The 4,636-nt window shown below is 51.2% G+C and carries 3 protein-coding genes; 1 reads left to right on the plus strand and 2 read right to left on the minus strand.

The window, feature by feature from the left end:
* A partial coding sequence (locus BN1134_RS07265) for an Ig-like domain-containing protein (RefSeq protein ID WP_198133150.1) occupies positions 1-1,860 on the minus strand: 1,860 nt, incomplete at its 3' end.
* 1,249 nt (positions 1,861-3,109) lie between these two features.
* On the opposite strand from BN1134_RS07265, the gene BN1134_RS19205 reads away from it, so the two are divergent.
* On the plus strand, positions 3,110-4,327 hold the full coding sequence (locus BN1134_RS19205; RefSeq protein ID WP_084214743.1) for a tyrosine-type recombinase/integrase: 1,218 nt from the start codon (positions 3,110-3,112) through the stop codon (positions 4,325-4,327).
* A gap of 182 nt (positions 4,328-4,509) precedes the next feature.
* On the opposite strand, the gene BN1134_RS19210 is transcribed toward BN1134_RS19205, so the two are convergent.
* Positions 4,510-4,636: H-NS histone family protein (locus BN1134_RS19210; protein WP_156991700.1), on the minus strand; the 127-nt coding region annotated here is incomplete at its 5' end.

Consider the following 4,636-nt stretch of genomic DNA (forward strand, 5'->3'; position numbering starts at 1 on the left):
TTTCGATGCTGATTGACAGGCAAAGGTTGTGTTGGCCGATGACCAGTGGACTTCGTTGTCCACTTCTATCACTGTGCCGTCGCTATAGATGGTGCTCGCCGTCAGTTGCTGCGTTTTCCCCTTGGGTACCGACACATTTTCCGGTGTTATCTGGAGTGCAGTGATGATGGCGGCGGTGACATTGACCTCCACCGTGTTACTGCTTATCCCATTGATGTGGGCCGTCACCGTGGTGTCACCCATTCCAACCCCGGTCAGCAGTCCATCAGGGGTTACGGTAGCTGCGACGATATCGTTATCTGGCTGCCATGCCACCGCATCGCTGACATTCGCGCGGGTGTCGTCGCTATAGGTGGCGATCGCCGTCAGTTGCTGTGTTTGCCCCTTGGCCACAGACACACTTTCTGGCTCAATCTGGAGCGCCGTGATGATGGCGGCGGTGACATTGATCTCCACCGTGTTACTGCTTATCCCATCGATGTGGGCTGTCACTGTGGTGTCACCCATTGCAACACCGGTCAGCAGTCCGGCAGGGGTTACGGTGGCGGTGCTGCTGTCGCCTCGCTGCCAAGCCACAGCATCGCTGACATTCGCGCTTGTGTTGTCGCTGTAGGTCGCGATTGCTGTCAGTTGCTGCGTCTGTCCCTTGGCCAGAGACACACTGTCTGGCTCAATCTGGAGGGCCGTGATGATGGCAGCAGTGACATTCACTGCCGCTGTGTTACTGCCGATCCCCTCCATGCTGGCCATGATGGTGGTGTTGCCCTCCGCCATCGCGATCAATAGGCCGGCAGGGGTCACGGTGGCCGTGGTGGTATCGCGCGATGACCAGGTGACACGGTTGCTCACATCTGTGGTGGTATTGTCACTGTAGATGGCGACCGCAGTGAGAGATTGTGTCTGCCCCTTGGCTAGCGACATGTTTGCCGGCGTGACCTGGAGCGCAGTGATGATGGCGGCAGTGACATTCACTGCTGCCGTGTTACTGCTGATCCCATCTATGCTGGCCGTGACGGTGGTGCTGCCTACCGCCACGCCAGTTAGCAGACCGATGGAAGTGACGGTAGCCGTCGTGGTATCGCGTGATGACCAAGTGACGCTGCCGCTTACATCCGCCGTGGTGTTGTCGCTATAGGTGGCAATCGCGGTTAGCTCTTGCGTTTGCCCCTTGGCCAGCGAGATATTAGCTGGCGTGACTTGGAGCGCGGTCATGGTCGCTGCGGTGACATGCACCGTTGCCACATTACTGCTGACCCCCTCCATGCTGGCGGTGACGCTGGTCGTGCCCACCGCAATGCCGGTCAGCAGGCCGGCCGGCGTTACGGTGGCCGTAGCAGTATCGCTCGATATCCAGGTGACGCTGCTGCTCACGTCTGCGGTGGTGTTATCGCTGTAGGTGGCAATCGCAAGCAGCGGCTGCGTCACTCCTTTAGCCTGCGAGATGTTTGCCGGCGTGATTTGGAGTGCAGTGATGATGGCGGCCGTGACATTGACGGCCACCGCATTACTGCTGACCCCTTCCATGCTGGCGGTGACGGTGGTTGTGCCCACCGCCACGCCTGTCAGCAGACCGGCCGTATCAATGGTTCCTATCGAGGGGGCGCTGCTCTGCCACGCTACCGATGTCGAGACATCCCGCGCTGTGCCGTCTGAATAGTGCCCGGTTGCAATAAAAGGTTGGGCGTTGCCTTTTGCTATGGTCAGTGAGCTGGCCCCCTTTGTCATCAAGGGGGAGGGGACGATAGCGATTTTCTCTAGCCTGGACTCTTCGGTTGACTCGGATGAGTTGTTATTACATCCACACATTAATGCGGCGAGCAAACAAAATAATAAAATAAATGCTCTTTTCAGGTATGACACGATAAGCCTCAATATCAATGGGGTTGGCAATGGGAATATGGCACTGACTGTGCTGCATACTTGGTTGCCAAATCACACCATTTTATTTTGGCCACCTAGCGCAGTTGATAAATCGCGAGCGACTCTACCATGAGTGTTGTGTCTCGAATGCGCATGTGGTTCTCATATGAAAAAGCTTGGGAAATCACGACATTCAATTAAGAGATTGCCCAATGAGAAATATTTTTCTAGCTGTGTTTTATCTATTTTAATTACGCCTTATTCCTGCTGTAAGAAAGAGAATAAGGCCATGGTGATGAAGGCGATAGCGGCAATGCCGCGTTTTAATGGCCATACCCGCTGACATACCTGTATCCCTGAGTCCCCATATGTAAAAGCGGGGGCTCGGGGCTCTGGGATAACTGAAGACAGGGATCTGCGAGGGCATACCCTTTGTTTGATGCTAAAGGAGGGGATGACTCATCAAGATCTAACTTCACTCATTGATATCGCGAGGACATAGGCCATTGTCTCCTTACCCGAAGCGCATTTTATTTTTTGTCAGTGTGATGTTATCGCTGATTTTTCACATAGTATTATGTTTATTTACATCAGGGATACCTATGGCTTTTTATCCTCGCATTGCTATATATCACTGGTTAATACTGAAAAGCGAGTTGTTCCCGTTTGGTTGCACGAGCTACAACATTATTTATCTCATTCATATTCGGTGACATTTAACAACGGTCGTAGATGACTGATGTGAGGATAAATGAATTCATCGTTTTATCGGTGATGAGGGAAATACGCTGAGGGAAATTGGCGCGTTTGTCTATATTGCGCGAGTAGCGCCTCACAATCCCCATCAGAAAAGGGCTTAGATAGCGCTGGGATACAAGCCTACCAAACGAGGGGGGCGGCAATTTCAGCAATGAGCAGTGACTGTGAGCGTGGCCGATGTGATGGCAGGTGGGGTCACCATCAGTGGCCTGTGGGGGAAGCGAGGTGTTTACAAGATATGATGCTTAGGCGATGGCTCGGAAGCTGGCAAAGAAAAAGGCACCTTTATGTCTAAAGGTGCCTTTGTATTCAATGGCTTATGTTCTGATTTATCAGTTCATGCCGTATTATCACACTGCGTGTCTAATGCTGTTTGGTTATGTCTATAGGTTGCATCTATATTGTTGATTTATATCGTCTAAATTTCCATGGTTGTCTAAAGTCATCTTAGGGGATATAAGACAAGTGTGGGTTCAAGTGTGGGTTCAAAATGGCAATCTCAGATTCAAAACTCAAAGCAATGCTGCGTGGTCACGATGATGATACGCCCAGAAAGGTTGCGGACAGGGATGGGCTATCTGTTCTGTGGAGGAATAGCGGAAAAGTCAGCTTCGTGTACCGTTATCGAATTGTAGGCAAGGCAAAAAACCTGACTCTGGGATCCTATACCGGTCAGGAGGGGGGATTGTCGCTTTCCGAAGCAAGGAAAAAGGCGGCGCAATGTCGAGCTTGGTTGGAAGAGGGCAACGATCCCGCCTTGATGACGCGGATCGGGAAAGATGAAAGGCTGAAGCCTGTCACGGTTAAAGATGCACTCGAGTATTGGCTCTGCCATCACGCTGATAAGAAAAGGTCTAACAGTGAGAAGCATCGCCAGCAATTTGCGAAGTGGGTCTATCCCCGTATCGGAGATCTTCCTTTGTCAGATTGTGATACTCGTCACTGGTTGAGCGTCTTTGACGAGTACTCGAAGGTAGCACCTGTGGCTAGTGGGTATTGTTTTCAAAACTGTAAGCATGCTCTGAAGTTTTGCCGTGTCAGACAGTTTGCAGTGAGTAATGCGTTGGATGATTTGACTGTTGCTGATGTTGGGCAAAAAGCGAGTAAGCGAGATAGGGTTCTGACGCAAGAAGAACTGCGAACACTATGGGAGTGGGCTGAGAAGCTAGGTCCATATTGCTACTACGGAAATTTGGCCAAGATTCTGTTGTCGTTCGGTGCAAGAACTCAAGAAGCTCGGCTATCAGCACCCGAAGAATGGAATCTAGTCGAAGGTACATGGACAGTACCTGCCTCTAACTCAAAAACAGGTAATAAAATCGTGAGACCAATACCTGATTTTATTCGGCCGACGATAGATCACTTGCTGAAAGCAGCCGCCGCACAGTCATCCTCATACTTGCTAGGAGAGCTCAAGCGACCAGAAGCGGTAAGTCAGTGGGGAAGGGGGATTTGGAAACGGATCGGGCATAGCACCCCCTGGACATGGCACGATCTGCGAAGGAGCTTGGCGACCCGCCTAAACGAGGCTGGGATTGCCCCTCATGTCGTGGAACAAATTTTAGGCCATGCTCTACCTGGTGTAATGGCTCACTATGTTCATACGGTTCGGTTACCGGAGCAAAAAATGGCTCTGGAATTGTGGGGAGGCATTTTGAAACCATCAGAAAAACCGGCAGTTAATATTGTGCATCTACAAGTGGGGTAGGGGAGTACAGCTGCTCTTTTCTTAAATTCGATTTTTAGATTGTGCGTATGGAGGTTACATCAAGTGTACCCTCCATTTTTTTCCCAGCCTGTACAGCCATGCTGACCATGTTAGCCGCAGTTGTAGAGCTGGAGCCTGTAAAAAACAGAAAGACCACACTCTATCGGCATGGCCTTATCTATTTAGATGAGGAACTCATCCAGCTGACGACCTTGCTCGAGTTGCTCAGCCAAGAACTTGGGTGTACGGCCCTGACCGGTCCAGGTTTTCTCTACGCCATTTTCAACACAACGGTATTTCGGGGGCCGA

The sequence above is a fragment of the Aeromonas simiae genome (assembly GCF_000820125.1).
GTDB lineage: Bacteria > Pseudomonadota > Gammaproteobacteria > Enterobacterales > Aeromonadaceae > Aeromonas > Aeromonas simiae.

Coding starts and splice junctions, on each gene's coding strand:
- BN1134_RS19205 (WP_084214743.1), top strand. CDS start 3,110: ATGGCAATCTCAGATTCAAAACTCAAAGCAATGCTGCGTGGTCACGAT.